We start from the raw sequence: 26,852 nt of genomic DNA on the forward strand, positions 1-26,852 counted from the left end.
CTTGCGCAATTCAATGGTTTCGTTATGTAAAGCTTTAAATATAAGACTTTATAGGCGTATAAGCCTGAATTTGAGACTTGCCGATAGACGGATGTTATAATAAGAAGACGCAATTCTCGAGTTCTTATCTACCGGAAACGATTCCGGAATTATATACAAGCGAGGTCTCAGCCATGACAGCAAAAAAAGTGACGATCGAAGATGTGGCCCGGCAGGCCGGAGTCGGGATCGCCACCGTATCCAGAGCGATCAACAATGCGGAAGGCATCAGCGCGAAGACGCGTATGCGCATTCTCCAGACGATTGAAGAATTGGGCTTCGTTCCGAACACCTCTGCCCAGAGCCTCAAGGTTCGGCTGACGAACCAAATTGCGCTGGCTGTGCCGGATATCCGCAATGCGATCATTCCCGACATTTCCTGGGCTGTCGAGCAGGCGGCCAAAGCGCACGGCTACCGGGTGGTCCAGATCAATACGGCAGGCAATGCCCGGGCCGAACTCGAAGTGGTCCGCGATATCAAAAAGCTGCATGTCGACGGGCTGATTATCATGCCGCTGGCCTACCCCAAAGCTCTGCCCGAGCTGATCGACAAAGCCGGCGTCCCGATCTCCGTCATCAATTACGGCAAACAGCTGGACGATTCGCTGCAGGCGGATGTCGTTTGTTTGTCGATTCTGGAAGGCAAACTTGTCATGGACCATCTGCAGCAGATCGGCCGCAGCCGGATCGCTTATGCCGGTACGCAAAAAGACGTCATCGAAGACCGCTACCTTGCCTATGAACGGGCTTTGAATCGGGTAGACGCTTCGCTTGTTTATTTCGGTGAAGACTTCTCTCTCCAGACCGGGATACGCGCCGCCGACTATTTTCACGGACTGGCCCATATGCCCGATGCCGTCTATGCGGTGAACGATATGGTCGCGATCGGTCTCGTGAATCGGTTCAAAGAATTGGGTGTGCGCGTTCCCGAAGACGTAGCGGTTGTCGGCGTAGACAATAATCAATGGACGACCATCAGCAGCCCCCAGATCAGTTCCGTCTCGATCATGGGCAGCGAAGTGGCCCGATTGGCGGCGGAACTGCTGCTGAAACGTATTCGTGAGCAGACGCGCGGCGATTATGAAAAAGTCCAGTTCGAACCTCGCCTGATTGTGCGGGAATCGAGCGTTTCGCTTAAGCGGTCTCCGATGCACGGGTCCTAACCTCCGCTTGGGCGCGAAGCCTTTGTTTCTTTTTGGACGCAGTTAAACACCACTTATCCCGAGACATTCGGATAAGCGGTGTTTTTGACGTACGGGCCGGTTCGGTAGGTTAAGCCTTGGGGTCCAGCAAATAGCCGCGAAGCTCTTCCACCGTGCCGAATTTCCGGATCTCTACACCTTTTGCGCGCAGATAACGCTCCAGCGAGATTTCCAGCCAATGCGCGGCGGACTGCAGCGGGATCAGGCTGGCCGGGTCCAACAGCGGCATCAGCGCCGGCAGTTTGGCCTGCTCGGCAATCCGGCGGCCTGCTTCCGCGCCTTGGGCCCCCTTCCCCCACTGTCCCGTCTCCATGTATACCAGAAAACCGTTCAACTGGCTTTCCGCATGAGCCGCAGTAAAGAAAGCCAGCTCATAATCGCCGCGTTCGCAGGCCGTCTGCAGCTTATCCAGCAGTCCTTTGAACTCTTCGAAAAAACCTGTGCCGCGTCCAATCTCATCCGCCGCCGGACTTTGCAGCGTGCGGCGCCGTTCTTCAACCAGAAGAGCAGTCGCATCGACCAAACGGATCAGGGCGGCAGACGTCTCGGGCACGTCGGGGCTGCGCAGGATCGTATGTACCGTCGCTTCGAGATTCGCCGGACGGATCGGCAGATCGTACAGCTGCGTGAGATTTCTCCCCCAGCCTTTGCGCAGGTAGGTCCGGTTCAGCAGCGCGATCGCTTCGAACACCGGCATCATTACTTCAAACGCCTGCAGCCGGTAAAAAGACAGCGGTCTGCCGCTTCCCGCTTGGTACAGCTCATGCAGCAGCGGATACACCTCGCTCAGCACCTGGTCGGCGCGCAGCAGAAATGCTTCTTCGCCTTCGAAAGCCCGAATATCTTTGATTCGATGCTTCAAGTCGTTAAACCGGTCCAGGTCTTCATCCGAACGCACATACAGCAGTTTGCAGTCCGCAAGGATTCCGGCCTGACCGTCTTCCAGCTTCGACATTCGCTCCGCCCGTTCCCAATCGATCGGCCAAAAGTCGAAGCTGATGCCGTTCAAGATAAACGTCAGCCCCGCTTTATACCCATCCGGGTTCGTTGGAATAAAGAAAAAGTCGAGATCGGAGCGCTCCGATGCCGTTCCGTCGAGATAAGAACCGTAATAAGCGGCAATCGCGACATCTTCGGCATAATCGCGGTTAATCCGTTCGATCAGTGCCGCAGAAACGTCGAATACGTTGAATGTGTCCATAGGGGTCTTCCTCCGTCATCCGCCCGCCCTGGAGGCGGCAGGCTTTCTTCTTCATCCTAGCATTGTCGGAAGCGAAGAAGCAAAGTCCTTCTCCTTCTTCCGCCGATCGATGCAAAAAGAGTCGTCCGCAACATCGCGGACGACTCTTGATGACAAACTGCCGAAGCGCGGATTTTCCGCAAACGGAAGACTTGGCTTACGAAGCTTTGTTTTGCTGCTGCTTAAGCGTATCGACTTTCACCCGAAGAACCGAAGTGTCTGTCTCGCCCGCTGCATTTTTCAGTACGGCTTTGTACGCGTAGATGCCCGGTTCTTTGCCGGTCATGTCCGTTACGGCGCTCTGAGGACCCGCATTTCCCGCTGTCAGGGTCTGGGTGTCGATCAGTTTGCCGTTTTCGTACAATTCGTACTGCGAAGCATTGGTGCCCCACCACAGGTTCATCGTCACTTTGTAGTTTCCGTCGCCGTCCCAATTGTCGCTCGACAGCACAGCTTCGCCCGGCGAAGCATCGGTAACTTTGACTTTAAGCTGTTCGCTTTTCGAAGTGCCAAAGCGGTTGGTGAGTTCTACTACATAGTTGTACGTTCCGTTCGTTTTGCCGACAACCGGTACGCTCAGCTGTTGGGCGTTCGGGGAAGCGTCTGTAAGAGGTCCTTCCGCGATCACGACGCCTTCTTCGTACAATTTGTACGAAGTCGCGTTGTTGCCCCACCACAGATTCATGTTCACGTTGTAGCTTCCGTCCCGCAGACCGTTGTCCCGACCGTTATCGTCCGTCAGAACCGGCTTGGCCGGAGCGGCCGTTGCCGGGCCTTCCGATGGCTGTTCAACCGGAGGCTCTTCCACCGGCGGTTCCACTACGACAACAGCTTTGACGATATCCGAAGCGCCGCGCGGCTTCAATTGGAATACGCCGCGGAAGATCGCGGATACGCCCGTCACATCCAGCTTGTCGCCTTCGGCGTAAGCGAATTGATCCTGCGTCAGACCTGTACGGCCGTCGACGCGAACACGCGTCGTTCCGGCATCCGATACCGCATCGAATTCAAAAGTGCCTGCCGGTGTAGCGGCAGCCAGATTCGCTACCGTTACGTTTTTCAGTTGGATCAGCTGACCCTGGTTGGCATCCGTTACGGCAGCGGCCGCAGCCGGAGCCGGAAGATCGGCCGTTCCGGTCTTCTCGATCTTGACCGGTGTTGTCAATTCAAGCTCCGTATTGTACAGCGCAAGCGGCGCAGTCACGCGGATCTTGTCTCCTTGATGAAATCCGCTCTCGCTCTGGTAGACATAAATGCCGCCCGTTGCATCCTGCAGATAGAAAGCCTGGCCGCCGAAAGCGCCCGGCTCCGTCGTTGCTACGCCTTCCAGCGTGACAACCGTACCTTCGGCCTGTGTGCGGGCCGAAGCGATCGTGCTCAGTTCGGGAATCTGGCTGCCCGGCTGTTCGATCGAAGGAAGAGGCTGCGCCGGCACGTTCGCAAGCGTCACGCTCTTCGTGATCAGGTTCGTGCCGTTCTGGCGCAGACGCAGGCTGGCCGCGCCCGATGTGCCGGGCTTGATGCGTACGCCCAGATCGCGGTAAGCGGTGCCCGTGGCATCCGCCGTTACGCTGAACGCCTGGCTGTAGCCGTACGAAGCCGGCCAAGTGCCGTCCGGATTCTGGATCATGGCTACCTGGGTACCGCCCGTCACGTAGATACCGGCGCTGTAGCCGGATACCGTGGAGTTCGGTGCCAGATTGCCGATCTTGACGCGCACCTGGAATTCCTGCGCGTTAGGCAGCTGATCCTGATGAATCAGGCTGTAGTCCGGCTGGGTAACCGTGACGGACGAACCGTACGAACCCGGCTTGAACGTTGTCGGATCCCACCATCTGTAGCCGGCCGCCGGAGCGGACCAAGGTTCCGCCTGCGGCTCGGTCGAAGTCACAGGAGCTTCAAACGGCAGCAGTGCCGTCGGCTGGTCGAGCGTCAGGCCGTCGACTTGATCGAAGCCCGTGTAGTTCTCCTGCTCCGCCAACCAATCGATCGTATTGAGCAGCAGTTTGGCGTCGTCGACTTCTTTGAAGCCGTCGTACGTCGTTTTCTTGCTGCCGGTTTCTTCGCGCAGATATTTCGGCGTAACGTCTTCGACCGGCGAAGAATCGCCGATGAATGCCGCTTTGCCGAGTCCTACTTTGGAGACCGCCACATAAGGACCTTCTTCGATCCCGCCGCCGTTGTAGACGCCTTGATCGACTGCATTGCCCCATGCCGCATTCGTTTTCGGCAGATAGACGATGCCTTTGGCTTTGGTCGGGTCCATGATCGCAAGCGTCGATCCCGCGTGCATCGCTACGCCGTTGACGCCTTCGGTGATTCCGAAAGCCTGGTCGGCAGCCACGACGTTGTTCGCCGTGATATCGCCCAGCGCGTTATAACGGAAGCGTACGCCGAAGTTTTCGCCGAGCCAGTCGGAACTTTCGACGCCCTGCATCGCCGCCGAATTCCGCTCTTCCGTGCTCATGCCTTTGGCCGGATCTTCCCAGGCGCCGCGGCGGTAGCCGTTGATCGATTCGGAACCGTCCCAGCGGTTCTTGTTGCGGTCGGCGTTGTAATGATCGCCGACGAAGAAGATGCTGCCGCCCTGCTGAACATACTGCAGCATGGCCGCCTGCTCGCTTGCCTTGAACGGAATATTCGGCTCCGATACGACGAAGACGTCATAATCCGCCAGGTCGGCGTATGTAATCGGCGTTGTTTTGCGCAGTTCCTTGACATCGTAGCCGTCGCCCGCGATTCCGTTGCCGAAATCGGAGAAGCCGCCGTCGATCACCCAGTCCGCCGCACCGGCGGTCTGACCGTGCGTGTTGTCGAACAGAACTTTTTTGCCCGCGTTCTCGTTCACGACTTTTGCCGCAATGTACGGCGCCGGATCGACAGCCGATTCGGCCGAGATCGGAACGGAACTCAGCAGTCCCATCTCTACGGATGCGACAACGGACAGCGCAAGCGCAGCCTTGATTCCTTTAGACTTCAACAGCGAAAACTTTCCCACTTAACCGCCTCCTGTTTGGATCTGTGTTTGAGAACATTTTTCGGAACAGTTTGTTTTTGGTATCAAACCGCTCGATTCCCATTCTAGCACGGGTCCAAACAAGAAAGTTCACGATTCCGTAAAAATTATGAAAAAAATTGTAAACGCTTCGTAAAACCCTACTCCGCCGATTTTCCGTATGTTCGCATTAGACGATCACGAGTTCCGGCTCGGGCACAAAACCGAACTCGGCTTCGACTTTTTCCTGGACCAGCTGCACCAGATCGGTGACATCGACTGCTTTGGCTCCTCCGCGGTTCTGAATAATGTTGCCGTGATGCTCGGAGATCATCGCTCCCCCGCGGATCGTGCCCCGCAGACCGATCCGGTCGACCAGTTTGCCCATCGGCTCTCCGATCGTGTAATTGTTTTTGAACACCGAACCGCACGACGGATAGTCGAAATGCTTTTTGCCTCCGCGGTCTTCGATCACGTCCAGCAGTTCCTGGCGCACCTGGAAGCCCATTCGGGCCGCGGCGTTCAGCTCGTTCGTATAATGGCGGAAATAATCCGGCAGCACCGAAGTCGACAGATTCTTCGCTTTGATCTTGTCGAACAGTTCCTGCGTCTGCTCCGGCGTCAGCTTGGGGTCGACCGGCAGTTTGAGATCCGCGCCGACGACGATCCAAGGTTTGCGCATAAAGACGGACTTTTTGTAGCCGTATTCGCAGCCGCCGAGCGGAACGGAGATAATGCCTTGTTCCGGATGTTCCTTGTCGATCACGTAGGCGGTTTCCAGCACGTCGCTGACCTGGTGGCTGAAATATTTCGCATTCATGTAGACCCCCGCCCCAAGCGTACCCGGCAGCAGGAACATGAAATCGAACGAAGAAATCCCCGTGTACAGGCCGAACAGTGCCAGCAGCGTCATCGGGGTACCGGCGGAAACGAACAGGCGTCCCGGCAGCAGCTTGAATTCGATATGTTCCTTAAGCGAGAAAAACAGCGTGTCGTCGCCCGGACGATCCGGGAACAGCGTGTTGGAACCCATGCCGAACAAAAACGGATTCAATCCGCGCGTCTTCGCTCCTTCGAGCATGATCGAGACTTCTTCGATCGTATGCGGAAGCGCAAGATGTCGGGCTTCTCCCCCGATTTCATACGTCGAATATACGGACAGGTCCGCGCCGGTGCGGCACAATCGGTCGAACAGTTGATTTTGCGAAGTCATATTGCTTAACTCTCCTCTTTGCGTTCTTCTTTGGATGAAGCTTATATGAAATTCCCGCAGCAAATCGTGGGGAATCAATTGACGAATGCCGATAAAACGTCTAGAATTTTAAGTTGCACGCAAGCATCCTACAGGAAGCGGCGGCAAAAATCAATGAAATCCTGGGTGATAATAAATGGAAAACCAAACTTACCGCATTTTGCTTTTTTATAAATTCGTGCAGATCGACGATCCTCAGCAGTTTGCGGCCGAGCATCTTCAGTACTGCAAAGACCTCGACGTCAAAGGTCGGATCCTGATCGCCGGCGAAGGCATCAACGGAACGCTGTCCGGCACGTACGAGCAGACTGAGCAGTATATGAAAGATCTGCTGGCCGACGAGCGGTTCGCGGATACCGTATTCAAGATCGACGATTCGGAAGGCCATGCGTTCAAGAAACTGTTCGTGCGCCACAAAGAAGAACTGGTCACTTTCCGCTATGAAAAAGAACTGGATCCGAACGTGGTCTCCGGCAAGCGCCTGTCTCCGAAAGAGTTCCATGAACAGCTGCAGCGCGAAGATGTCATCGTACTGGACGGACGTACCGATTACGAATACGACCTGGGCCATTTCCGGGGCGCGATCCGTCCCGATATCGACTCGTTCCGCGAATTCCCGGAATGGATACGCGAGAATCTGTCCGAACACAAAGACAAAACGATCCTGACCTACTGCACGGGCGGAATCCGCTGCGAAAAATTGACCGGCTTCATGCTGGAAGAAGGATTCGCGGATGTGGCGCAGCTCGAAGGCGGAATCGTGACCTACGGCAAAGACGAAGAAGTTCGCGGCGATCTGTTCGACGGCAAATGTTATGTATTCGACGAACGAATCTCGGTTCCGATCAACCAGGTGGAACCGAACATCGTCGGAAAATGCTACCACTGCGACGAGCCGACCGACGTGTACGTCAACTGCCCGGTATGCAATCTGCAGCACTTGGTATGCGAATCGTGCGCGGACGAACACAGCCACTACTGCTCCGACGAGTGCAAAGAGTCCGTAGCGGCCGTATAAAGTCCTCAAGCCGTACAAAAATACCGCAGTACGGCGAAATCATGAAAAAAGGCTCTATCCGAGAATCTCGGGCAGAGCTTTTTTTATTTCGGTCAGACCTGTTCTTCCGCGGTGCAGGGCGTCTGCGGGACGAATCGCTCGTCAATCGCGCGGATAGTTCACGGCCATAATGTCCATAAAAGGAACCTTGCGCGTTTCTTCCCCTTGTTCGACGTGCACTCTTCCGGTTCTTGAATCGAGCTTGACGATCATGCCCCGAACCGCTTCCGTTACTCCCCAGACCGTCAATTCCACAACGGATTTCTCCTGGTAGGCCTCAGTCAATTGATTCCCTATTTCTTCCAGAACAAACTCGTCGCGGGTCGGCCGTTTTGCTACTTTTCCTTTTGCCAAACCGCTTCCTCCTTGCGTTACGCGTGATTTGTTAATTATAACATTTTTATTTGTCAAAATCGCGTCAAAAAACGAAATTGATTGAAGAATTTACGCACATATGTTCTTAATCGGAATTCCGGTCTGGAAAGTTAACCCGGTTCGGAAATAAAAAAAGCCCCTGCCCCGACGGAATCGGGGCGGAGGCTTTTGCGCATGCGTCAAACCGTCCTTTTACAGAGCCGCTTTGCGCGAAGCCAGCGCAATGTCGGCCAGCATTTCGTACGAGTGCAGACGCTCGGCATGATCGTAGATTCCGCTGGTGACGATCAGCTCGTCGGCCTGCGTTCTTGCCATCAGCTCGTGCAGGCGGCGTTCGACCGTCTCTCGGTCGCCCACGATCGAAGATTCCATCCGTTTGCGTACGGCCGACAGTTCGAGAGGATCGAGCTGCGACGACAGATCCGCGGGAGGCTGGATCTTGCCGGGACGGCCGCGGGTCAGCGCCACAACCTGCTGCTGCATCGTCGTCGCGAGGAATTCCGCTCTCTCCTGCGTATCCGCGGCGATCACCGACACGCCCAGCATGAGATACGGTTTGTCCAGCGTATCGGAAGGGCGGAAGGTACTCCGGTAGACTTCGATCGCCCGATCGAGATAATCCGGCGAGAAATGACCGGCGAACGAGAAAGGCAGTCCCTGGTAAGCGGCCAGACGCGCGCTAAAATCGCTGGAGCCCAAGAGCCAAACCGGAACGTTAAGTCCTTCGCCCGGCACGGCGCGGACCGGCGCATGGTAAGACGTCTTGGAAGCGTCGAAAAAGCCGCGCAGTTCTTCCAGCAGCTGCGGGAAATCTTCCCCGCTGTTGATATCGCGCCGCAGGGCGAGCGACGCACGCCGATCGCTGCCGGGCGCGCGGCCAAGACCCAGGTCGATCCGGCCGGGATACATCGATTCCAGGGTGCCGAACTGCTCGGCAATAACAAGCGGCGCATGGTTGGGCAGCATGATGCCGCCTGCGCCGACGCGGATCCTCGACGTACCGGCAGCCAGATAGCCGATTACGACCGAAGTGGCCGAGCTTGCGACCCCGGGCATATTGTGATGTTCCGCGACCCAATAGCGGTTGTAGCCCCATTTCTCGGCATGCCTTGCCAGATCCAGACTGTCCCGAAAAGCATCGGCTGCCGTTTTTCCTTCAATAATCTGGGACAGGTCGAGTACGGAAATCGGGATTTCCCCAAGTTTGTTCGTCTTCTGTCCGGCGGTCGGTTGGAATTGACTCATATTGATCTCTCCTTGTTCGAATAAAATGGATACGGGTCGGGGCGCCCGGGTCCGTCTTGGACGTTCAGCGCCCCGCTTCCGCGCTGTTGTCGGAGTTCTGCTTTTTATACAGCCCGTCCAGCTTGGGTTCGAGCAGCCAGCCGAAGCGTCCACGCACGAAGTTCGAAGACAAACCGGCAGCCAGCAGGATTCCCAGCGGAATAAGCAGCAGAATCCAGGCGGATTCCCCGTACGCTTCGTAAAATCCTGCCGCGATCATGCCTTTGACCAGGAAACCGTGCAGCAGATACGCGTACAGCGTATTTCGGCCGAGTGCGGACAATCCCCGCAAATTTCGGCCCGGCATCAGAATCATCACCGCTCCCCCGATCAGGACCGCAGCCGCGTAAGCCGCCAGGCGGTACAGACCGGCACTCCATTCGGGGTGATCCAGCGCCCGGTACGGCAGACTGCCGTAGAACCATTCCGGACGGAAACGGTCTCCATAGCTTACCATAACGTAAGCCGCTGCGCAGAGGACCACCGCCGCTGCCCCTTTGATCAGCGGCGTACGCAGACGGTCAATATCCGCTTTGTCCAGGTAATATCCGGCCAGGAAAAAAGGGAAGAACACGATCGTCCGCGATATACTGGCATAATACTGGGCGTCCGCCGCGTAACCGGCCAGAATAGCGATTGCCAGCGAAATCGGCAGAGCCCAGCGGATCTTGACCGCGTAAGGCAGCAGCATTTTCCAAATAATCATGCTGAAGATAAACCACATCAGCCAATACGGTGTAAAATACGAGAATCGCAGCGTCTGTGCGCCCATGACGAAATAATCGAACAGCGAATACAGCGTCTCGAAAATCAGATACGGCACGATCAGAGTGCCCACTACCTTGATCCGGTAATCGCCGCTCGTGATCTTTTTGCAGAAAAATCCCGAGATCAGAACGAACAGCGGGATATGGAACGAATAGATCCATAGATAAAGCGGACGAAAAGTTTCGCTGCCGCTCAAAGGTTCGATGAGGTGTCCGATCACAACAAGCGCGATCAGCAGAACTTTCAAGTTGTCGAAATACGCGTCGCGTCTAGCCATGCTGCCCCTCCTTTATGAAGCGTGCTTTTTCCCTATATCTAACGGTGTACAAGCTTTCCTTGCTTGGGGTCCTTATACCCGTCACGTTCGCGGATGAACCTTCGGGGCTTGGCAGACCTGTCTTTGATTATTTTCGTTTGAGCTAAAACCATTTGCCGCTTTCGCTTGTCCAATCATTGAATATCGTTTTGATAAGGAGTGAAAAGGTTGAATTCTGCTGCTGTTGATCCACTCATCCAATCTGCGATTAACGGGGACGCATCGGCATTCGCCGAGCTGATCGTCGCTGAACGTCCTCAACTTCTCCGGGTCGCCGGTTACTATGTGCGCAGCTCCGCCGACGCCGAAGATGCCGTCCAAGAAGCCGTGTATCGCGCTTATATCGCGCTGCCTACGCTTCGCGAGCCCAAATATTTCCGTACCTGGCTCACCCGGATCGTTATCAATGCGTCGCTGAACATGCTGGAACGTTCAAGGCGAACACTTCCCGCAGGTGATGCCGCCGAACATCTCGCAGCGGCCGGCGAAGACAGCGACCGCCGCATAGACCTGCTGCAGGCGATTGCCGAACTGCCGCTCAAGTATCGCCGCGTCATTTTGCTCAAATATATGCAGGATCTTCGTTTAACAGACATCGCCGCCCTGCTGGGTCAACCGCTTGGAACGATCAAGACTTATCAGAACAAAGGCTTGAAGCTGCTGCGCAGCCATTATCAAAGCGAGATCGCGGATCGACGGCCTGCACGCAAGCCTGCCAAATCTTTCTCATGGAGGGAATCGAAGATGGAAATGACCGAACTGCTGCATCACTTGAGGGATCGCGCCAAAACGCTGGTCGAACACGATTTTGCTGCCGCCGGTACGGCGATGGAGCCTTTTATCGAAGACGTGTTCCGAAAGGACGGCGTTACACGCGAGCTTCTGTTTATCTGGACCAAGCCCGGAACCGAGATCGGCGTATCCGTAACGCTCACGCCTGAAGGCGATCTGCTTGAATACGCCGTCGATCCCGAACTGTATGCAGGCTTGAACCTGGATCCCCCTCGCAGCGAGCAGGAACTGCTGGCGATCGGCGAGCGCTTTGTCCGCGATCATCGCCCGGATGCGCCCGAACGATTTGCGACAATGGAGCGGGAAGATCGCGGCGAACGGTTGTTTTGCACGCACAGCCAATACGCTGCCGGGATCCCGCTTCCGCGTTCCGGCTATTGGATCGATCTGCATCGCTCGGGCTTTGTGACGGCTTTTAAATATTTCGGCGAACATCCGGAGCCTGCTCTGCCTCCCGATCTTTTAACGCCCGAAGAGGTATTGGAGATCTTGGCCGAAACTGTGGAAATGAAGCTGCACCTCACGTGCCTGCATGAGTCCGTGTATGAACAAGGCGACGATCGCCTGCATCTGGTATACGTTCCCGAGCCTTACTTGACCGGGCATTCCGCTTTACGGCCCACCACGGATTCGATCCCGGACTCATCCGGCAGCGAAATAGAAAGCACGCCTGCAGCCGACGTTATACCGATTGCCGATCTTTTAGAACCGATCGAATCCGCAGCGTCTTCTCAATCGCCTTTGGAACTTCTGGGATTTCATGAGGAAGAATATGTGATCCTGCGCGAAGAAAATTCCGAAACGGAAACAAGGATCGTCTACGCGAAAAAGAAGGCCTCTTCAAACGCTCCGACCGGAGCTTTAAAAGGCCCTCATACGCTTGAAAGCTATATGGAAGCTCGCAGCGAAGGCGTGCTCCAGATTCGAATCGATCAAAAAAGCGGCCAACTGACAGGTGCGATGAATATGAATGTGGAACAAGGTCCTTATTTGCTGGACAACCGCGCTTGTCTGGATATCGCCCTTGGCCTGATCGCGGCAGCAGCACCCGATCTTGCCCCTTATTTACTGTTGGAGGCCGGAGAATCCACTGCTGACACCCTGTTCGTTGACCCCATTCAGAACCCGGATTCAACGATCGACACAGACCGTCAAGCCCATGCTATTTTCCATTTCCCGATTGCCAAGGAAGGCGTACCCGGCTTCCTTCACCAGATATCGATCAGCGTCAACCGCACGACCGGGCAGATTAATCACTACATGAACGCCGACCTGTCCGCAGAAGAGCTGCAGCGCTTATCCGTGATTCCAGCCTTTTCGCCAGACGAAGCCAAGCAGCGCTTACTTCAAGCCATCCGTCCGCAGCTTATCTGGAATATCGAATATTCAAGCGGTTTACAGCCCGGACAATACGTCCCTCACTACGAACTCGTTTCTGTCGACTCCGGCCGCCACATCCGCATGATCGACGCTACTACCGGCATGATCCTGAACGATAAATGAGGTGCCGACCCTTGAAATCCTTATTTACTGTGTTTCTTGCCATCTTGATCACAACGGGATGCTCAACTCAACCAGAAGGAGCTTATCCCAATGTTGTTTCTTTAAATGACACCCCTGTCGGAAGCAGATTATTCGAAATCAAAGGAATCGATTCAAGCGAAGCCATCGCAGTCGAAATAAACGGCATATATCAAAAAGCAACAAAAAACGGACCTTTAAAATAAGATCGGTAGACCCCAAAACTCCCGCTCCTCAAAGAGGGCGGGAGTTTTGTTCTTTTCACTATTTTTTCTTTTATCACTATTATTAGGCGAAATGATAGGAGGGCAAGAAATTCAGTGAAAGGCGCCTTTGAACACGGAGAACTGCAAGCATTTTGCGTGATACAGCGCCTTTGAACGAATTTCTTACGCCGCCGTCCGGCTTCACACCGAATAGAACTCTGCTCCGCGGCTAACCCTGCCGCCTACCGCTCCCGATCATCCGGAAGATCTGCCCCCGATGATGAGCCTCATGCTCGATCAGATGATACACGATCCACTCCGGCGTCACGTCGTACTCTCCCGGCACCTCGCGAACCGTCCGCCAATCTTCCCGATCCACCGAACGAAACTTTTCCAAAAAGTCGCGTCTCACCGCAGCCAGTCGTTCCAAATGACGCTCCAGACTTTCGCCCGGCGGACACCAAATCTCCCCCCGCTCATTCCGCGTCGGCGCAGTAAACCAAGGCTCAAGCTCGGGGTCCAGCTTTTGGCGCAGCAGCATATCAAAATGCAGCCAACCGGTCTCCACATCGGCGATATGATACAGCAGCGCCCCGATGGTTGTGACATCTCCGCCTTCCGTCTTATCCAATTCTTCCTGCGTTAGGCCTTCCAGCTTTTGCAGCAGATCCCGCCGAATATCTTCCATCATCCATAACTGACGGCCGATCTCTTCGGGATAACCGGGCAAAGCTTTAATTTCGAGTCTCGGTTGAGTCATTCGAATACCCCCATGCTCAAATACCGTTCCCCGGTATCCGGGGCAATGCAGACGATCTTTTTGCCCGGCCCGAGACGTTTCGCGATCTGCATCGCCGCATAGACGGAAGCGCCGGACGAAGGACCGAGCAGCATGCCTTCCAGACGGGCCAGATCGCGCATCGTATTCAGCGCTTCGTCGTCTTTGATCCGAATGATCTCGTCATAGACGTCCGTATTCAGAATCGACGGCACGAAGCCGGGGCTGGTGCCAACCAGTTTGTGCGGACCCGGCACGCCGCCCGACAGCACGGGTGAGCCTTCCGGCTCCACCACAGCGATATGCAGATCCGGCAGTGCGGCCTTTAACGTCTCTCCGGTACCTGTAATCGTTCCTCCTGTGCCTGCCGTGGCCACGAAAGCATCCAGCCGCCCTTCCGTCTGCTCCAGAATCTCGAGAGCCGTGGTTCCCCGGTGCGCATTGGGATTCGCCGGATTCTCGAACTGCTGCGGAATAAAGCTGCCCGGAATCGAAGCCTGCAGCTCCAGCGCTTTGGCGATCGCTCCCGGCATACGCTCCGCACTCGGCGTCAGCACCACTTCGGCTCCGTAGGCTTTGAGCAGATTGATCCGCTCGCGCGACATATTGTCCGGCATAATCAGGACCGCCCGGTAGCCCCGCGCTGCCGCAATCATAGCCAGACCGATACCGGTATTGCCGCTCGTCGGCTCGATGATCGTACTGCCCGGACGCAGCTTCCCTTCCCGCTCCGCCGATTCGATCAAGCTCCGGGCGGCACGGTCTTTGACGCTGCCGGACGGATTGAAATACTCCAGCTTCACATAGATGTCCGCTGCATTCTCGGGTGCCGTGCGGCCCAGACGGACCATCGGCGTATTCCCTACCAGATCGGCCACGCTGCGAAATACGCCGCGACCGCGCCTCGACTGCGCTTCCCGTTCAAGCTTGTCTGTCATCGCACATTCCTTCTTTCCCGCTTGGCATTCCGTTTCTTCGGGCGAATACGAAAAGCCGTATAACGAATGAAGGAACGGCCCGGGGGCCGTTCCTGTTCGTATGCGTTTTCTGTTATAAAGTGTACCTTATTTCCCTGCCAAATACGAGGGTCCGATCAGATGCCGCGAAGCGTAAAGCCGTACGTGTACGTCTGATTCGCAGGCAGCGTGAACTCTTCATGCGTGAGCGCCTGCCAGCTGTCGTCGCCGCCGACGCCCATCTGACGATGGTTGACCCGCAGAACGGTCCGGTCCGACTTCGGCAGCTTGTAGCCGTGGTCGTGGGCTTCCAGCGTTTCCGGCGTATACGGCAGTGCATTCAGTTCGACTTCCGGCGAACCTTCCATGCGCAGGCCGATTCCGTTCGATCCGGTCAATTCCGCCCAACGGACGCCGGTCTTGTTGCCCGCTTCCTGCGGACGCAGGTAAGGAGTCAACTGCTCGGAGACGAGACCGGAGTAGATGCCCAGACGCGCACCCGCATGGCGATCCCAGTAGTTCTCGTGCGGTCCGCGGCCGTACCATTTCAGCTGTTCCAGCGTTCCGTCCAATTCAAGCAGGACGCCGATTTCCGGAATTTCCGGCAGGCCTTCGCCCGGCTTCAGTGTCAGCGACACGCCGATCGAACCCGAAGCCTGAATCTCATAGCGCAGTACCGCTTCGGATACCGGCGACGTCGGCAGTTCCAGCAGCGCTTCGACGGATACGACATGCTCCGTGCCCGATACGTCCAGGCTGCGCAGTTTGCGTTTCTGGCCCGCTTCGCGCCAGATGCCGCTGCGTTCGTCCAGCTTGTTGCCGCGGTCGTTGTCGGTCAGTGCCCGCCAGAAGTTCGGACGTACCGGCGCCAGCAGCACTTCCTGCCCGCCGAGCAGCAGCGAAGACAGATCGCCGGTTTGTTTGTCGAACACGGCCGTGAATCGGTCGCCGGACACGGTCAGCGATGTTTCGTTGTCATTCGATTCGAGTGCCGATCCCGAGAACGAAACGGATTCGGAGGATACCGCTTCGCCTTGATAGGCCGGAAGCACGAATTGTCCGAATGCGACTTCATGTCCTTGGGCCGCCCAGAACCGGTCTTCCAACTCGGCAAAGGTCAGGGTCAGCGTATATTCGCCCTGCTGCGCAGGCGCGGTGAACGGCACTTCGATCTCCGCCGATTCGCCCGCAGCGAGCTGCAGAGGCAGCGTGCCGCGTTCGACGACTTCGCCGCCGCGCGCCGTTTCCCAAGTCAGCTTGTAGCGGTTCAGGTCCGTGAACAGGAAGTCGTTCGTGATCCGAACCGTTCCTGTGGACAGATCGACCGCTTCGAAGCGGACGTTCTGGTAGCAGCCTTTGATCTCGTCGAGTTTCGGCGAGACCGTGCGATCCGCGAAGATCAAACCGTCGCCGCAGAAGGTGCCGTCGTGCGGCGACTCGCCGAAATCTCCGCCATAAGCGAGATACTCGACACCGTCGGCCGTTTGGGTACGGATCGCCTGATCGATCCAGTCCCAGATAAATCCGCCCTGCAGAACCGGATATTTGTAAGTCAGATCCGTATATTTGAACAGGTTGCCGCAGGAATTGCCCATCGCATGGCTGTATTCGCACAGGATAAACGGCTTTTTCGGATCTTCCTGCGCGTATTTTTCCACATTTTGCGGCGTTGTGTACATGTGGCTCTCGATATCGGTTGCATCTTCCCATTTGCGGGCATGGAAGGTGCCTTCATAATGGACCAGACGGGTCTTGTCGACCGCACGGAAGAAGTTCGCCATATGGAGGAAGTTGTCTCCGCCCCACGATTCGTTGCCGAGCGACCAGATGATGATCGATGGATGGTTCTTGTCCCGCTGATACATCGAATTGGCCCGGTCGAGTACGTTGGCGCGCCAATGCGGCTTGCTGCCCGGTACCGTACCTTCCGCTTCTTCGAGCTGTCCGTATTCCCAGCTGCCGTGGGTCTCGAGATTCGTTTCGTCGATCACGTACAGGCCGTGCTCGTCGCACAATTCGTACCAGCGCGTCTGGTTCGGATAATGGGAGGTGCGCACCGCGTTGATATTGTACGCTTTCATCAGCTTGATGTCGGCGATCATTTCTTCCTCGGTCACCGCGCGGCCTTTTTCGGCGCTGAATTCATGACGGTTGACGCCTTTGAATACGATTCTTTTGCCGTTGATCTTCATCACGCCGTCCTGGATCGCGAAATGGCGGAATCCGACGCGCAGCGTAACCGCTTCGACTTCGCCCTGTTCATCCGACAAAGACAGCACAAGCGTGTACAGATTCGGCGCTTCGGCGGACCACTGCGCAGGCTTCGTGACGGCAGCCGACAGATCGGCGGCATACAGCGTGTCTTTGAGAATTTCGACTTCGCTCGTCATCCGCGCGGCCGCTTCGCGTCCCGAAGCATCGAGCAGACGGGCTTCCAGGCGGTAAATGCCCGATTTTTTGCCAAGCGGATTGCCGATCTGAACGCCCACTTTCAAATGTCCGTTCTCGAAGTTCTCATCCAGTTCCGCGGTCGCCAGTACGTCCGCGATTTGGACTTTCGGTTTGCTGTACAGATAGACGTCGCGGAAAATACCGCTCATGCGCCAGAAATCCTGATCTTCCAGCCAGCTTGCGTCGCACCAGTGATACACCTGCACGGCCAGCTTGTTTTCGCCTTTTTGCAAATAAGGAGTCAGCAGGAACTCGGCCGGCGTAAACGTGTCTTCGCTGTATCCGACCAGATCGCCGTTCACCCATACATAGAAACAGGCTTCGACGCCCTGGAAGCTGATATAAACCGGATCTTCTTCCCAGTTCTCGGGTACCGTAAACGTCCGTACGTAAGAACCGACAGGGTTGAACTCGGTTGGCGCGAACGGAGGCTGAATCTTCTCGCGTTCTTCCCACGGATAACGGACATTGGTGTAATGCGGATAGTCGTAACCGTGCAGCTGCCAATGGGCCGGCACCGGAATATCGTTCCACTCCGACGTATCGTAACCGGTTTCATAAAAGGTCTGCGGCCGATCGGCCGGCTTGTCTACATGGTGGAACTTCCAGACGCCGTTCAGGGAATGCACACGGCTGGAACCGCTTGCGGCATTCAGCGCTTCTTCGGCCGATGCGTAAGGGATCAGGCTCGCGTGAGCGTCCAGACGATTGAGCTGGAAAATTTCAGGGTTGTTGTTCCATTCCGGATAGCCGTTCTCGGGTGCTACGTATTTATACTTTTTAAACATATTCTTTTCACCTCGCCAGCATAATGAAAACCTTTTCTTGACCTTGAATCGCGATCTCATGATTCAGTGTACACTGTTGTCGGCGGAAAAGAAAAGCCTGCTTTTAAAGTCGTCTCCACGGACCGCTTCCGAAAACGGAATCGGCACAAGCAAAAAACGAAAATACTTCCTTATTTTTATATGATCGATGAAAATTTATGATCAAATGCAGGTACAAGGCCCCCCCTGTAATTGTACAAAATATAGATTTCGGTATTTTTTTTATGCGTTTCATTTTCCCGTGTCAGGTTCGCCCGGGAAAAACAGCCGATTGAACCCAAAAAGGCAGGGCGCCTGGGCGCCCTGCCTTTTTTCCGTTCAAGCGTAGAAAGTCTCCCGCGCCGGATCAGCCTTCGAACTTCACGACAAAGTAGTTCTTTTTGCCGCGGCGAAGAACCAGCGTCTTGCCGTGCAGACGATCTTCGCGGCCGATGACCGTCTCGATCGACGTGCGCTTTTCCCCGTTGACGGATACCGCGCCGCTTTGGATATCTTTGCGGGCCTGACCTTTGGACGGCGCCGCACCGGCTTCGACCAGCAGGTCGATCAGCAGCGGCTCGGACGCAGCGTCGGCGTTTGTCGTCGGCATATCCGCCAGCGCTTCGGCCAGATCGGATTCGCTCAGTTCGGCAAAACTGCCGGAGAACAGCGCGGCCGTAATCTTCTCTGCGCTTGCGACAGCGTCTTCGCCGTGCACGAGCGTCGTCACGCGGCGGGCCAGCTCGCGCTGCGCCTGGCGTTTCTCCGGAGCCTGAAGGTGTTCGCTCTCAAGCTTCCCGATCTCTTCGCGGCTCAGGAACGTGAAGTATTTCAGGAATTTGATCACGTCCGCGTCGTCCGTATTGATCCAGAACTGGTAGAACGCGTACGCACTTGTCTTGCTGCGGTCAAGCCAGACTGCGCCGGATTCGGACTTGCCGAACTTTTTACCGTCGCTTTTGGTAACCAGAGGCATCGTCATACCGAACGCGCCTTCGCCGCCCGTTTTGCCGATCAGGTCGAGACCCGCGGTAATATTGCCCCACTGATCGCTTCCGCCGAGCTGCAGCGTGCAGCCTTCGTCTTCGAACAGACGCTGGAAATCGTACGCCTGAAGAATCATGTACGAAAATTCGGTGAACGAAATGCCGTGTTGGAGACGGGAATCGACAGAGTCTTTGGCCAGCATGTAGTTGACGGTAAAGTTCTTGCCGACGTCGCGCAGGAAGTCGATCATGCCGATCGGACCCAGCCAATCGTAGTTGCTGACCATCTTCGCCGGCACTTTCGCATCGCCTTCGCCAAAATCAAGGAAACGCGACAGCTGGTTCTGCAGTTTCAGCGTCCACTCCGCAACCGTGTCGGCCGTATTGAGCGAGCGCTCGGTCGAGCGGCCGCTCGGATCGCCGATCATGCCTGTTCCGCCGCCCACGAGGGCGATCGGACGGTGTCCGGCCTGCTGGAAGCGGCGCATCGTCAAGACCGGCAGCAGATGGCCGATGTGCAGACTATCCGCCGTCGGGTCGAATCCGTTGTACAGCGTAACGCTCTCGGTGCTCAGCTTCTTCTGAAGTTCCTCGCGGTGCGTCACCTGGTAGATCAAACCTCTGTATTCCAGGTCATCCAGCAGGGCGTTATTCTCGATTGGGGTGTGTTCGGTACTCATTATAAAATCCTCCTTCAAATGGGGTGAAAATAAAAAAGACCCGGCCTGCTGCATTTCTGCAGGGACGAGTCTTAATCGCGGTACCACCCTTATTGGAAAGGCGCTTCTCTTGAAGCCGAATGCGCGTTTCCCACTTTGACGTCCGGTAACGTGGACAATTCCGTCCCGTTCCTTCCGCTCTCGCGGTTTCGGTAACGGGAAGCTCGGGGACGTAATTCGCGTTCATTCGTCTATCGGCTCGCACCACCCGCCGATTCTCTGAAAGTCCGGATCTGAACGCTACTGGGTTCCCTTCAACGCTTTTTATAAAGCTCCGCAGGCCGGATGCTTGTTGATTCACTTTATAACATGAGGCGTCTAGGCCTGTCAAACCCGGTTTTTCTCGAAACGATTTTAAATATATTTTACACAGCGCTTACATAACCTTTGATTTCAAAAAAAACCCTGTGATACAATAAGACAGGATTCATTATATTTTAGGAGGAATGCAAGTTTATGAACTGGAAAAATTGGAGAAAACCGAGCGTCGGACTCGCAGCCGCAGCGCTGCTGTCGGCTCAGGTACTGGGCGCCGCGAATACCGTTTCGGCGGCCGAAGGCGACGTCGAAGTCCATCTGCTCGGCATCAACGATCTGCACGGACAGCTGGATACGACATCGGTCGTGACCGACAAGCCTGCCGGAACCGCGCCTATTCTCGCTACATATTTGAAGCAAGCGCAAGCCAAATACGAGCACTCGCTTCTTTTCCATAACGGCGACTCCGTCGGCGCTTCCGCTCCGATCTCTTCGCTGGAACGCGACGAGCCGACCATCGAGTGGATGAACATGATGAAATTCGATGTCGGTTCGCTGGGCAACCACGAATTCGACCAAGGCATTGCCGCGCTCAAAGCGCAGCTGAACGGCGGACTGGATCCGAAAGACGGCGTCGTGACGCACAAAGGCGCCAACTTCGACTACGTGAACGCCAACGTCATTGAAGAAGCGACCGGCAAACCGCTGATCGATCCTTACGTGATCAAAGAAGTCGGCGGCGTGAAGATCGGCTTTATCGGTCTCGTGACCAAGTCGACTCCGGCCAAAGTCTCCCCGGCGGGCACCAAAGGCGTACGCTTCCTGAGCGTCGAAGAAGAAGTGGCGGCCGTCAACAAATACGCGGCCGAACTGCAGGGCAAAGGTGTAGAGACCATCGTTGTGCTCGCACACGATCCGGCATCCACCAAAGAAGGCGCGACAACGGGCGAAGCGGCCGATCTGGCCAAAGCGCTTCCGGCCAACTCTCCGATCGACGTCATCGTAGCCGGCGACAACCATGCGCTGGCCAACGGCGAAGTGAACGGCAAGCTGATCGTACAGGCTTACTCGTACGGTACGGCGTTTGAAGACATCAAACTGCTGATCAGTCCGAAAACGGGCGACGTGACCGAGAAATCGGCGACGGTAACGACGACGTTCCAAGCTGGCGTAACGCCGGATGCGGATTCGGTCGCTCTGATCAAAAAGTATCTGGACAAACATCCCGAGCTGACCAAACCGGTGGGTACAACGGACGGTTCCGTAACCCGCACCGACGCTTACAACAATGAAGCGGCGCTGGGCAACCTGATCGCCGATGCTATGCGCACCGCGGACTTCGGCGACAAAGCCGCAGCGGCGGACTTTGCTTTCATGAACCCGGGCGGTATCCGCGCCGATCTGCCGAAAGGCGACGTAACCTTCGCGGATCTGGCAAAAATCCAGCCGTTCGGCAACACGCTCGTGAAGCTGACGCTGACCGGCGCACAAGTGCAGGAACTGCTGCAGCAGCAGTGGGGCACGAACGCCGACGGCACGCCGAACACGAAGACCCTGCAAATCTCCGGCCTGAAATACAAAGCCGACCTGAACAAACCGGCAGCCGAGCGCGTAAGCGATCTGCAGCTGTCCGACGGTACACCGATCGATCCGGCCAAGTCCTATACCGCAGTGGTAAACAACTTTATGGCAGGCGGCGGCGACAACTACAAAGTGCTGACCAAAGCCAGCGCTTCGCTCGCCGGTCCAATCGACCTGGACGTATTCTACAAGTACATCGGCGATACGTTCAAAGGCAAAGCGATCACGGCCAAAGTTGAAGGCCGTATCATGAACACGCCGGCAGCGGGTTCCGAAGTTCCGGATTCCGACGGCCCGGCAACGGCACCTTCGACACCTTCCACGCCATCGGGCGAATTCGTAACCCGTGCGGGCTTCGTGTCCGAAGTGGTCAAAGCGCTGAAGCTGAACGCCGTATCCGCACCGGCCAGCGGCTTCACGGATGTGAAGAGCGACGCTCCTTACGCCGATGATATTGCCGAAGCAGTCAAAGCCGGCCTGATCAAAGGCTACGGCGGCGGCAAGTTCAATCCGGACCGCAGCATCACCCGCGAAGAAATGGCAACGATCCTCGCCAATGTACTCAAGCAGCAGCTTCCGACTGTCGAAGCCGCTTCCGTACTGAGCGCGTTCGACGATGCCGCATCGGTAGCGGCTTACGCCAAGACTCCGGTTGCCCAATTGGTGCAAGCCGGTATCCTGAGCGCCAGCGAGCCGGGCAAACTCATGCCAAAAGACACCGTTCAACCGGCTGAAGTAAAAGCCGTGCTGGAAGCGGTTCTGGAAGCTTCCGCTTCTTGATCCGACCCCCAGTGAAGCCGCCTCTCCTTTTCGTTTTGCACGAATAGCAATCGAATTTTCATACGGATTGGCAGCAAAAAACGTCCCGCTCTTTTCCTTTTACAGGGAAAGGAAGTCGGGACGTTTTTTGTTGGATTCCGATTCTCTGCAGCCGGAATACGAAGTCATGGATTGGCGCGGCCCGAGCCTCGCGCGGCCGTCATCCGCCGATCAACGGTGACCGATCACCGCATGCGGTACGTAAGGTTCTTCCAGCCGCCGAATCTCTTCGTCCGTCAGCTTGATCGACAGCGCGGCGACCGCGTCGTCCAGATGATGAGCCTTCGTTGCGCCCACGATCGGCGAAGTCACCGGACGTTTTTGCAGCACCCATGCCAGCGCGATCTGCGCACGAGGCACGCCGCGCTCTTGTGCGACTTCCGCGACGGCTTCGACGACGCGGCGGTCGGCCTCTTCCGTCTTGTCATAGAGCGTGCGGCCAAAAGCGTCGTTCTCCGAGCGTTTGCTCGTCTCCTCCCAGTCGCGGGTCAGGCGCCCGCGCGCAAGCGGACTCCAGGGTATGACGCCGACGCCTTCCGCTTCGCACAGCGGCAGCATCTCGCGTTCTTCCTCGCGGTAGAGCAGGTTGACGTAATTTTGCATACTGACGAATTTCGTCCAGCCGTACCGCTCCGCCGTATGCTGCGCTTTGAGAAACTGCCAGGCATACATCGACGAAGCGCCGATATAACGGGCTTTCCCCGCTTTCACAACGTCATGCAGCGCCTCCATCGTTTCTTCGATCGGCGTATGCGGGTCCCAGCGGTGGATCTGGTACAGATCGACGTAATCCGTTCCCAACCGGCGCAGACTGTGATCGATCTCGGTCAGAATGACTTTGCGCGACAATCCCCCGCCGTTTGGTCCTTTGCGCATCGTGCCGTGAACTTTGGTCGCCAGTACAACCTCGTCCCGATTGGCAAAATCGTTCAGCGCGCGGCCGACGATTTCTTCGCTTGTACCGTCGGAGTACACGTTCGCCGTATCGAAAAAGTTGATGCCCAGCTCCAGCGCTTTGCGGATAAACGGGCGGCTGGCTTCTTCGTCCATCGTCCACGCGTGCGCTCCCCGATCGGGAATGCCGTAGCTCATACAGCCCAGACATATTCTGGAGACGTCCAGTCCCGTTCGGCCCAATTTGACAGTTTCCATTTTATATTCGCTCCTTTTTATACCCGAATATCGAGCGGATGTCTGCGCACACGGTACACATATACCTTTGTCCGGTACATATCCCCGCACACCTCGACAGATTCCGGCTCCCAATCGTCAAAAGCAAAAAAGACGCTGACGATTTTCGAGCCTTCTTTTGCGCGCTGCCGCAGAATCGGACCCAGCCGCCGCATTGCGGCCGGATGCAGATAGCAGACGACCAAATCCGAAGTCTCGTAAGTCTGCTCAAACAGATCGCCGCGGCGGAATTCCAGACGCGAGCGGGGCATCCGGTTGAAGCGGCCGAGCAGCCTCGAGATCAACAGGGGCACGATCGAATTCTCGATACCGGTTATCCGGCACATCGGGAACCGCCGCGCCAACTGGAGGGCGAGCGTTCCGAAACCGGAACCGGCTTCCACGATCTCGCTGCGATCCGCCGGCAGACCGATCTGCTGCATCACCATGCGCCGGACCAGGCGGCTGGTCGGCATCGGCGTAATTCCGTTACGAATACTGGCAGCCACGATCAAGAGGACCAACAGCAGCACAACGGCCGCAAGCGAAACACTCAGTATCAAATACCAATCCTGCACGGCAGTCCTCCTTTTTGGGGTTGGATGCTATTTTTTCGTCTCCTCAATCATAACCCCTTTTTCGAAAAATGCCCCATTTTGCTTCGTTTTCTTGAAATCAGTCCACTTTCTTGCGAGAATCAAACGGTGGGCTATACGAACGGCTCTTCAATTTTTGATTCGGTGCGCTTCAACCGTTCCCGGTTCGCCGGTCTTGGGCCGGAACCGCAGCCGCTTGCGGCGCACCGTCACCCGGAAAGGAATGAACGCTTTGCACGCCAAAACCTGGCGCGGCGGTATTCTTATGCTGCTGTGCTTGTCGGCCGGTATCGTCGACGTGATCGGCTATATCCATCTGGGCCGCGTATTCACCGCCAATATGACCGGCAACATCGTAATTCTCGGGATGTCCTTCGCCCATGTGGCTGAGCTGTCGTTCCTGCGCGCGGCGCTGGCCTGCCTTGGCTTTATCGCCGGCAACGCCGCAGCGGCTTTTCTCCTCAGCGGTTCCAAAGCCAAAGGCTTCTGGCCTGCGCGGATTACGCTGATTTTGTTTGTCGAACTGGCTTTCTATCTGGTCTTCGCCGCTTTGGCCGGTCCCGTCATGAGCGAGACGCTTCTTCATGTGCTGATCCTCCTGCTGAGCAGCGCGATGGGCATGCAGACGACGGCCGCCCGCAAACTCGGCGTTGCCGGTATTTCCACGACGGTGCTGACCAACAACCTGGCCAGCGTTATCGAAGACTTTGTCGCTTTTTTCCGCAGCCGTTTCGGGGGCAAAGCAAAATCCGCGAAAGTAAACGGGGAAACCTGGCTGCGTTTTACCGCTGTCGCGATCTACTGCTTCGGTGCGCTGATCGCCGGAATCGCGGAGATCCACATGCCGTTCAGCGCGATCTGGATTCCGATTATCATTATGGTCATTATCTTGATCGTGGCTTTGAAGATGTTCCGGGGTCTTGACGAACAAGGAGAACGTTGACGCAAACGGTTGGCAGATCGCAGGCTTCCCCGCCGTGCCTGCCTGAATATCCGAACGACAAAAAGCCCGGAAGCGCGTCCGACCCAGTCGGAGCCGCGTTTTCCGGGCTTTTTTGCCTAGCGTATGAATCTGTTCGCAAGTGTTCTTCAAGAACGTTCTGTCCGCTTACTTCGAGTCTTCCAGGAAGCCTTTTTCGAAGATGCCGAGCAGATTCTCGAGTGTCGTCGGGTCGCTGTACGAAGAAGCTCTGGATTCGAATTCGATCACATGCCCTTCTTTGACCGCGGGAACCTGATTCCAGACTTCGGAACCGATGACCTCGTCGCTTGCGTCCAGCTTGCGGCTAACCAGTACGAAATCGCCCAGGTATTCCGGCAGCACTTCGAGCGACAGCGAATAGTAGCCTTCCGCTTTCACGGCTTCCTGGACCTTCTCCGGCATCTTCAGGCCCATGGCTTGATACACGATTTCCGTACCCCGAGCCCAGCTGTCGCCCATGAGATACACGCTTTTTCCGTCGATTTCAATCACGGACACCGTGACCTCGTCGCCGTACTTCGCTTTGATCTGCTCTCCGACAGCCGACGCTCGTTTCGAGAAATCATCCACCCAGGCTTGGGCTTCCGCTTCTTTGCCGAGCAGCTTGCCGATCTCGACCTGTTGGTCCAAATAGTTCAGCTTCCCCCAGGTATACACGACGGTAGGCGCGATTTTGCTCAGTTGATCCAGATTCTTCATATGCGATCCGGCGATAATCAGATCCGGCGTTTGAGCGGCTACCGTTTCCGGCTGTTCTTCGGATACGACCGCAACGTCTTTGAGCTTATCCGTAAACAGCGGATTCGCGCCGGTCCACTGGTCTACGCCGACCGGCGTTACTCCCAGCGACAGCACGTTCGGCGCGTTGGCCAAAGCCACGATGCGCGTCGGATTGGCCGGAATCTCGACAGGTCCCGTTTCCGACTCATAAGTAACGGTGCCCGAAGCCGTTTCTTCCGCGGCTGCCGGTTCCGACGCCGCCGGTTCCGCAGCGGTTTCCACGGCCGATTCGGTCGCTGCCGTCTGTTTCGGCTGCGCACTGCCGCAGGCGCTCAGTACAAGCACGAACAGCAGCATCAGCGCCACGAAACCAAACGTATTCTTTTTCATCATTCCAAATGTCCCCCCGAAGTCTATGTTCTTTTGCCCACGGACACTGATAATCGTTATCGTAGATTACGTTTCGTGTACGCTCAACGAACATCAACTTATGCCTTCAATACGCCTAAATCGTACATTTATGATTTAAGATCAACGCCACTCATCGCACATCGTCGGATATTTTGTGATTTTTAGTGTGACATTTCTAAAACCTAAATGAGATTAGTTATCAACAGTATAGCAGGCAAAAAAATATTCGTCTATAAATCAGCAAAGACTCTTAACAAAGAATATTTAACTTGCATATTGCTTTTAATAAGAGACAACGAAAACAGACTGACAACATTATAAAATGTTGTCAGTCTGTTTTTTAAATATATCTTTGATCTTTGTATGTGTAGTACCAAATAGGATACGAGCGGCGCCGCCTCCCATTTGGTACTACACATATTATATAGAGCACAATCCCCGATACAAACCTTTCTTCCATCTAAATTAATTCTCTAAACCCGAATTTTATTAAACAGACGGATTGTAAAATGAAGTGCAACACCTCGAACTGAATACAAAAAGGGCTCATGGCCGGATTCGTGTAGAATAAA

The 26,852-nt window shown here is 55.8% G+C and carries 19 protein-coding genes and 1 other annotated feature; of the genes, 6 read left to right on the plus strand and 13 right to left on the minus strand.

Features of this window, described 5'->3' with window-relative positions:
* Positions 1-173 precede the first annotated feature (173 nt).
* Positions 174-1,202 (plus strand): LacI family DNA-binding transcriptional regulator, encoded by a 1,029-nt coding sequence (locus HRQ60_RS20775; protein ID WP_172199737.1) that lies wholly within the window; start codon positions 174-176, stop codon positions 1,200-1,202.
* Positions 1,203-1,311: 109 nt separating this feature from the next.
* Here the strand turns inward: HRQ60_RS20775 and HRQ60_RS20780 are convergent, their stop codons facing one another.
* From HRQ60_RS20780 to murB, 3 genes are all read right to left on the minus strand, one after another.
* On the minus strand, positions 1,312-2,442 hold the full coding sequence (locus tag HRQ60_RS20780) for a nucleotidyltransferase domain-containing protein (protein ID WP_172199740.1): 1,131 nt from the start codon (positions 2,440-2,442) through the stop codon (positions 1,312-1,314).
* 196 nt (positions 2,443-2,638) lie between these two features.
* Entirely contained in the window at positions 2,639-5,479 is a 2,841-nt protein-coding gene (locus HRQ60_RS20785; protein ID WP_343044770.1) for a chitinase N-terminal domain-containing protein, read from the minus strand.
* 187 nt (positions 5,480-5,666) lie between these two features.
* Positions 5,667-6,689 carry a UDP-N-acetylmuramate dehydrogenase gene (gene murB / locus HRQ60_RS20790; protein WP_172199743.1) on the minus strand — a complete coding sequence of 341 codons (1,023 nt, stop codon included), beginning with the start codon at positions 6,687-6,689 and terminating at the stop codon, positions 5,667-5,669.
* Between the two features lie 175 nt (positions 6,690-6,864).
* Here murB and trhO point away from each other — a divergent pair, with 175 nt between their 5' ends.
* Positions 6,865-7,746 (plus strand): oxygen-dependent tRNA uridine(34) hydroxylase TrhO, encoded by an 882-nt coding sequence (gene trhO, locus HRQ60_RS20795; RefSeq protein WP_172199746.1) that lies wholly within the window; start codon positions 6,865-6,867, stop codon positions 7,744-7,746.
* Positions 7,747-7,887: 141 nt separating this feature from the next.
* On the opposite strand, the gene HRQ60_RS20800 is transcribed toward trhO, so the two are convergent.
* From HRQ60_RS20800 to HRQ60_RS20810, 3 genes are all read right to left on the minus strand, one after another.
* Positions 7,888-8,139, minus strand: coding sequence for a YolD-like family protein (locus HRQ60_RS20800; RefSeq protein WP_172199749.1), 252 nt, complete (start codon positions 8,137-8,139; stop codon positions 7,888-7,890).
* Positions 8,140-8,352: 213 nt separating this feature from the next.
* Complete coding sequence (locus HRQ60_RS20805) at positions 8,353-9,405, minus strand: LLM class flavin-dependent oxidoreductase (protein WP_172199752.1); 1,053 nt, start codon at positions 9,403-9,405, stop codon at positions 8,353-8,355.
* A gap of 64 nt (positions 9,406-9,469) precedes the next feature.
* Positions 9,470-10,489, minus strand: coding sequence for an acyltransferase family protein (locus HRQ60_RS20810; RefSeq protein WP_172199755.1), 1,020 nt, complete (start codon positions 10,487-10,489; stop codon positions 9,470-9,472).
* 207 nt (positions 10,490-10,696) lie between these two features.
* On the opposite strand from HRQ60_RS20810, the gene HRQ60_RS20815 reads away from it, so the two are divergent.
* Complete coding sequence (locus HRQ60_RS20815) at positions 10,697-12,823, plus strand: sigma-70 family RNA polymerase sigma factor (RefSeq protein WP_172199758.1); 2,127 nt, start codon at positions 10,697-10,699, stop codon at positions 12,821-12,823.
* Positions 12,824-12,834: 11 nt separating this feature from the next.
* A complete protein-coding gene (locus tag HRQ60_RS20820) occupies positions 12,835-13,047 on the plus strand; it encodes a hypothetical protein (protein ID WP_172199761.1) in 213 nt (70 codons plus the stop codon).
* Positions 13,048-13,276: 229 nt separating this feature from the next.
* Here HRQ60_RS20820 and HRQ60_RS20825 read toward each other — a convergent pair whose 3' ends face one another.
* From HRQ60_RS20825 to tyrS, 4 genes are all read right to left on the minus strand, one after another.
* Complete coding sequence (locus HRQ60_RS20825) at positions 13,277-13,807, minus strand: DinB family protein (protein WP_172199764.1); 531 nt, start codon at positions 13,805-13,807, stop codon at positions 13,277-13,279.
* Positions 13,804-14,763, minus strand: a complete 960-nt coding sequence (gene cysK / locus HRQ60_RS20830; RefSeq protein ID WP_172199767.1) for a cysteine synthase A — start codon at positions 14,761-14,763, stop codon at positions 13,804-13,806. Before cysK ends, HRQ60_RS20825 begins: the two co-directional genes overlap by 4 nt.
* Positions 14,764-14,918: 155 nt before the next feature.
* On the minus strand, positions 14,919-18,020 hold the full coding sequence (gene lacZ, locus HRQ60_RS20835) for a beta-galactosidase, LacZ type (protein WP_172199769.1): 3,102 nt from the start codon (positions 18,018-18,020) through the stop codon (positions 14,919-14,921).
* Positions 18,021-18,405: 385 nt separating this feature from the next.
* Positions 18,406-19,704 (minus strand): tyrosine--tRNA ligase, encoded by a 1,299-nt coding sequence (gene tyrS / locus HRQ60_RS20840; RefSeq protein WP_172199772.1) that lies wholly within the window; start codon positions 19,702-19,704, stop codon positions 18,406-18,408.
* Positions 19,705-19,761: 57 nt separating this feature from the next.
* Positions 19,762-20,010: a binding site (T-box leader), on the minus strand.
* A gap of 189 nt (positions 20,011-20,199) precedes the next feature.
* On the opposite strand from tyrS, the gene HRQ60_RS20845 reads away from it, so the two are divergent.
* Entirely contained in the window at positions 20,200-22,362 is a 2,163-nt protein-coding gene (locus HRQ60_RS20845) for a 5'-nucleotidase C-terminal domain-containing protein (RefSeq protein WP_172199775.1), read from the plus strand.
* Positions 22,363-22,572: 210 nt separating this feature from the next.
* On the opposite strand, the gene HRQ60_RS20850 is transcribed toward HRQ60_RS20845, so the two are convergent.
* Both HRQ60_RS20850 and HRQ60_RS20855 read right to left on the minus strand, forming a co-directional pair.
* Positions 22,573-23,553 (minus strand): aldo/keto reductase, encoded by a 981-nt coding sequence (locus tag HRQ60_RS20850; protein WP_172199778.1) that lies wholly within the window; start codon positions 23,551-23,553, stop codon positions 22,573-22,575.
* Between the two features lie 17 nt (positions 23,554-23,570).
* Entirely contained in the window at positions 23,571-24,149 is a 579-nt protein-coding gene (locus HRQ60_RS20855; RefSeq protein WP_343044771.1) for a class I SAM-dependent methyltransferase, read from the minus strand.
* A gap of 250 nt (positions 24,150-24,399) precedes the next feature.
* Between HRQ60_RS20855 and HRQ60_RS20860 the strand changes: the two genes are divergently transcribed.
* Positions 24,400-25,110 carry a YoaK family protein gene (locus HRQ60_RS20860; RefSeq protein ID WP_246281422.1) on the plus strand — a complete coding sequence of 237 codons (711 nt, stop codon included), beginning with the start codon at positions 24,400-24,402 and terminating at the stop codon, positions 25,108-25,110.
* Between the two features lie 165 nt (positions 25,111-25,275).
* On the opposite strand, the gene HRQ60_RS20865 is transcribed toward HRQ60_RS20860, so the two are convergent.
* Positions 25,276-26,262, minus strand: coding sequence for an iron-hydroxamate ABC transporter substrate-binding protein (locus HRQ60_RS20865; RefSeq protein ID WP_425501732.1), 987 nt, complete (start codon positions 26,260-26,262; stop codon positions 25,276-25,278).
* Between the last annotated feature and the right edge of the window lie 590 nt (positions 26,263-26,852).

Source organism: Saccharibacillus qingshengii (genome assembly GCF_013185195.1).
Lineage (GTDB): Bacteria > Bacillota > Bacilli > Paenibacillales > Paenibacillaceae > Saccharibacillus > Saccharibacillus qingshengii.

What these genes read in the sequence shown, in the direction of transcription:
- HRQ60_RS20780 (WP_172199740.1), bottom strand. Translation starts at nt 2,442, where the DNA reads ATGGACACATTCAACGTATTCGACGTTTCTGCGGCACTGATCGAACGG.
- HRQ60_RS20805 (WP_172199752.1), bottom strand. Translation starts at nt 9,405, where the DNA reads ATGAGTCAATTCCAACCGACCGCCGGACAGAAGACGAACAAACTTGGG.
- lacZ (WP_172199769.1), bottom strand. Translation starts at nt 18,020, where the DNA reads ATGTTTAAAAAGTATAAATACGTAGCACCCGAGAACGGCTATCCGGAA.
- HRQ60_RS20845 (WP_172199775.1), top strand. Translation starts at nt 20,200, where the DNA reads ATGAACTGGAAAAATTGGAGAAAACCGAGCGTCGGACTCGCAGCCGCA.
- trhO (WP_172199746.1), top strand. Translation starts at nt 6,865, where the DNA reads ATGGAAAACCAAACTTACCGCATTTTGCTTTTTTATAAATTCGTGCAG.
- HRQ60_RS20850 (WP_172199778.1), bottom strand. Translation starts at nt 23,553, where the DNA reads ATGGAAACTGTCAAATTGGGCCGAACGGGACTGGACGTCTCCAGAATA.
- HRQ60_RS20810 (WP_172199755.1), bottom strand. Translation starts at nt 10,489, where the DNA reads ATGGCTAGACGCGACGCGTATTTCGACAACTTGAAAGTTCTGCTGATC.
- HRQ60_RS20775 (WP_172199737.1), top strand. Translation starts at nt 174, where the DNA reads ATGACAGCAAAAAAAGTGACGATCGAAGATGTGGCCCGGCAGGCCGGA.
- tyrS (WP_172199772.1), bottom strand. Translation starts at nt 19,704, where the DNA reads ATGAGTACCGAACACACCCCAATCGAGAATAACGCCCTGCTGGATGAC.
- murB (WP_172199743.1), bottom strand. Translation starts at nt 6,689, where the DNA reads ATGACTTCGCAAAATCAACTGTTCGACCGATTGTGCCGCACCGGCGCG.
- cysK (WP_172199767.1), bottom strand. Translation starts at nt 14,763, where the DNA reads ATGACAGACAAGCTTGAACGGGAAGCGCAGTCGAGGCGCGGTCGCGGC.
- HRQ60_RS20825 (WP_172199764.1), bottom strand. Translation starts at nt 13,807, where the DNA reads ATGACTCAACCGAGACTCGAAATTAAAGCTTTGCCCGGTTATCCCGAA.
- HRQ60_RS20865 (WP_425501732.1), bottom strand. Translation starts at nt 26,262, where the DNA reads ATGATGAAAAAGAATACGTTTGGTTTCGTGGCGCTGATGCTGCTGTTC.